The organism is bacterium (assembly GCA_021372775.1).
Classification (GTDB): Bacteria; Acidobacteriota; Polarisedimenticolia; order J045; family J045; genus JAJFTU01.
Genome location: JAJFTU010000286.1, coordinates 1 through 2,615, shown reverse-complemented (window position 1 = coordinate 2,615; position 2,615 = coordinate 1). Strand labels below are relative to the sequence as shown.

Sequence of the window (2,615 nt, the reverse complement as noted above, 5' to 3'; positions counted from 1 at the left end):
CGGCCTGCTGCTCGACACGCCGGGGATGCGCGAGCTGCAGCTCGTGGACGACGACGGCCTCGACGCGGTCTTCGCGGAGATCGCCGCGCTCGCCGCGCAGTGCCGCTTCCGGGATTGCCGGCACGACGGCGAACCGGGGTGCGCGGTGCGGCGGGCGGTGCGGACGGGAGATCTCCCGGCGGAGCGGCTGGAGCATTTCCTCGAGCTCGAACGGGAAGCGCAGGCCTACGAAGAGCGCCACGACGCGCGGCTCAGGCGGCGGAAGGAGCGCATGTGGGGCCAGCTCCACGACGAGGCCGCGCACCTGCGGCGGTGGAAGGGCGGCAAGGTGTAGGGCCGCTCAGGAAACGCGGCGGCGGGCGCGAACGGCGATGACGCGCCGATCTCCTTCGCGGACCCGCGGCTCGTCGGCGGCGTCGTCCAGTTCGCGCTCGGCGTCCTGGTCGCCGTCGGGCATCGCCCGATCGCCGGGTTCATCGCCGGCTGCGGGGCTTCGGCGCCGCGCGCCGACGTCGCCCGCGGGGCGGTCGAACGGCGCCTCAGGCGGCCGTCTTCCAGCCGCGCTTCGTCGGCGCAAAGCGGACGACCGCGGGGGGCGTCGCGACGTCGCCGATCTCGGCCAAGTGATCGAGCGGGTAGTCGGCGACCGGGCGGCGGACGACGACGATCATCCGCAGGAGGCGGTCCGACGTTCCGCCGATCGGCTCGCGCTCGTTCTCCCAGCGCGAGACCGTTTCGGGGCTGACGCCGACGTGGCGCGCGAAGTCCTGCCCCGACCAGCCGAGCCACTTGCGCAGGAAGCGGACCTCCGCCCCGGCCAGTCGCCGCGTCTGCCCGACGAGATGCGCGGCGATCGTGCGGTGCAGCTCCTCGAGATGCGGGATCTCGACTTCGTAGTAGCCGCAGTCGGGACAGCGATAAACCGCGACGCCGGCGAGCACGATGCCCGGCAGCGCGGCGTCGAAGGGAACGTCCTCGACGCGCCGCTTCATCTCGGCGCCGCAGTCGAGGCACTTCGTTTCGCTCAGCATGAGGCCTCCGCCCTCACCGGTCCCCCGGCCAAGCCGTCACGACGACGAGCAACTGCTCGCCGCGGAACGCCACGACGACCGAATAGCCGCGCGGCGTGGAGACCAAATAGCGCCACGAGCCGTTCTCCCACTCTGCGGAACCGACCGCGCCGGCCCGCAAGACATTGAGGCAGTCGGCCATGTCGATCTCGCGCGCAGCTATCCGTTCGAGCGCATGGCGCGAGAACCTGACGCGTCCCGCGGACACGAGGGCGCGGATGAATCGGCGCGCCACGTCCGGCGTCAGGGGCTCGTCGGGCATGGGGAGAGCATGCTCGTCGCTTGATATAATGTCAAGCGGAGAGCGCCGCGGCTCAGACCGCGCGGCGGCCGCGGCGGCGTTCGCGCCAGCGGCCGGGAGGGACGCCCTGCCAACTGCGGAAGGCGCGGAAGAAGGAGTTGGCGTCCTCGTAGCCGAGGAGGTAGGCCACCTCGGCCAGCTCCAGCGTCGAGTGCTGGAGGTAGTGCCGGGCCAACTCGTCGCGGGCCTCCTCGAGCACGCCCTGGAACGTCGCGCCCGCGGCGGCAAGGCGGCGCTGCATCGTGCGCGGGCTCTGCGAGAGGTCCCGGGCGACCTCCTTGATGTCCGGGCGGCGGCCGGCGAGGAGACGCTTCACCGTCGTCTTGACCTCGTCGCGCGCGCTGCCCCGCCGGCGGCGCTGCGCGAGCTCCCGCTCCAACTGCGGCGCGATCATCGCCAGCAGCTCGGGGTTGTGCGTGACGAACGGCAGGTCGAGGTCCGCCGCGCGGAAGACGAGCGCGTTCTCCGCGGCGCCGAAGCGGACCGGGCAGCCGAAGAACCGCTCGTAGGTCTCGCGGCGCGCCGCCTTGCGCTTGAACTCGACGCGCAGCGGCGTCAGCGGCAGCCCCGTCCCCCGCCGCCCGATCGCCAGCAACCAGGCGAAGCAGAGGTCGGTGAGGATCGGCGGCTCGGGATGGTCGGCCAACGTCCAGCGGAAGCGGACGACGCACTCCCCGCCGCGCGCGGCGACCTCGATCGCTTCGGGACAGGTCAGCTGCTTGTAGCGCGCGGCGCGTCCCAGCGCGTCGCGGAAGGAGCGGGCGTAGAGCGCCGCGATCGCCACCGGGCTGTACCGCTCGACGCGGTCCTCGACGCCGAGCCGCAGGCCGACCGCGGGATCGTCGGAGACGGCGCCGATCGCCTCGTAGAGGGCGAAGAACTCGTCGGTCGAGAGGCAGATCTTCTCCTGCGCGAAGAGGCCGGGCGGCAGCCCCGCGCCGCGAAGCACCGCCTCCGGGGAGACGCCCAGCTCGAGCAGCTTCTGCTTCAGCAGGTTCGAGACGCGGAAGCGGTCGGGCATCGCGGTCCTCCGTCGCGCGGGCCTAGCGCCGCGCGCGGGCGCGCTCCGCGACCATGCAGCGCACGCCGCCGCCGTCGGCCGCGCCGCCGAAGCACTCGTTGCACGAGCCGCAGGCCGACTTGCGCCGGTCCCCCGCCCGCCAGCGGCGGACGAGGCCGGGCTCGCGGATCAGCGGCCGACTGAGCGAGACGCAGTCGGCGAGCCCCGCGGCCACGACCTCCTC

The 2,615-nt window shown here is 73.3% G+C and carries 5 protein-coding genes; 1 reads left to right on the top strand and 4 read right to left on the bottom strand.

Annotated elements, in window-relative coordinates:
* Positions 1-334: ribosome small subunit-dependent GTPase A (locus LLG88_09985; protein MCE5247233.1), on the top strand; the 334-nt coding region annotated here is incomplete at its 5' end.
* A 205-nt stretch (positions 335-539) separates the two neighbouring features.
* On the opposite strand, the gene LLG88_09980 is transcribed toward LLG88_09985, so the two are convergent.
* The 4 genes from LLG88_09980 to LLG88_09965 form a co-directional block, all read right to left on the bottom strand.
* On the bottom strand, positions 540-1,031 hold the full coding sequence (locus tag LLG88_09980) for a helix-turn-helix domain-containing protein (protein MCE5247232.1): 492 nt from the start codon (positions 1,029-1,031) through the stop codon (positions 540-542).
* A 13-nt stretch (positions 1,032-1,044) separates the two neighbouring features.
* Positions 1,045-1,332, bottom strand: coding sequence for a DUF4258 domain-containing protein (locus tag LLG88_09975; GenBank protein ID MCE5247231.1), 288 nt, complete (start codon positions 1,330-1,332; stop codon positions 1,045-1,047).
* A gap of 52 nt (positions 1,333-1,384) precedes the next feature.
* Positions 1,385-2,392 carry an AraC family transcriptional regulator gene (locus tag LLG88_09970; GenBank protein ID MCE5247230.1) on the bottom strand — a complete coding sequence of 336 codons (1,008 nt, stop codon included), beginning with the start codon at positions 2,390-2,392 and terminating at the stop codon, positions 1,385-1,387.
* Between the two features lie 22 nt (positions 2,393-2,414).
* On the bottom strand, positions 2,415-2,615 hold a 201-nt coding region (locus tag LLG88_09965; protein ID MCE5247229.1), incomplete at its 5' end, for an NADH:flavin oxidoreductase.